Source organism: Arthrobacter sp. JCM 19049 (genome assembly GCF_001310435.1).
Genome location: NZ_BAXF01000636.1, coordinates 1 through 1,074 on the forward strand (window position 1 = coordinate 1; position 1,074 = coordinate 1,074).

1 protein-coding gene is annotated in these 1,074 nt (G+C 69.3%); it reads left to right on the top strand.

The annotated features are described in order from the left end of the window. The coding region (locus JCM19049_RS15135; protein ID WP_279403339.1) for a hypothetical protein at nucleotides 1-942 on the top strand (942 nt) is incomplete at its 5' end. Nucleotides 943-1,074 lie beyond the last annotated feature (132 nt).

The window sequence follows — 1,074 nt, forward strand, 5'->3', positions numbered from 1 at the left end:
GGCCGAGCAGAGCCCGGAGAGCAAGATCCTGGCGCACCAGCGGTGGGCGCCGACATCACCGGCTCGGATTCCATGGATTCGGCGCCCCGGCTGGAGGCGGGCGCCCAGCAGGATCGCCTGCCGGTCACCGGTGAGGAGCAGGCCCGCTACTACAAGCTGCCCGACATCCAGGACGGCGAGCGCCTGACGGTCAGCGGCCAGCCGATCGTGGACATGATGGGCGAACCCACCAGCCGCGAATCGATGCGCTTGCGCGCCGAGCTGCTTGATTCGCAGGGGCGCGCCTGCGCCGGCAACTCGAACGCTTCGATCTCCCGCAGCAATTCCACCCCGCTGCCGGTCCTGCACCTGCAGACCACGGCGAAGGACACCTACTCCACCTGCTTCTCCAACGAGGATGACACGGTGTACCTGAAGCTGCAGCGCACCGGGCAGTGGCAGGCGCAGGACGAGGTGCCGGTGGAGCTGCGGGTCAGCGTCGAACCGGCGGTGGATCCGACCTCGCTGTCCGGGGTGATGCCCGAACAGCAGCCCCCGGTCTCGGTTAGCCTGAGCGGGGAGCCGAGCCCGGTGTCCGGCGGCAGCGGTTTCGCCACCGCCACCGAGCTTTCCGCCGGCACGATCTCCGCCGATTCGGTGCTGCCCTACGAGGTCAAGTACTACAAGGTGCACCTTTCGGAGGGTCAGCGGCTGAGCTACCGGTTGAGCGTGCAGCCCTCCGAGAACGCCAGCGCCTCCGGGCTGGCCACCGGCACCTATTCCCCGCTGCTGGCTCCGGACGTGGCCGGCACGAGCTGGGACAAGCTCTCCCGGAGGATGTGGGCGCTCGGTCACCCGCAGCACGCTCAGCGAGGTCTCCCGCGACCTGGTGGACAGCTACGGGGGAAGGTTCGGCCTGCGGGTGCCCGGCGACTACTACATCGCGGTGGCCGGCACCGCTAATGACCCGCGCGGACTGAATCCGCTGAACTATTCGCTGGCCGTTGAGGTCAGCGGGGAGGCGAAGAACACCGGCGCCTGGGAGCCGGACATCGGCGAGCAGGGCCAGGCCCTGGCCGCAGGGGATGCCGGTTC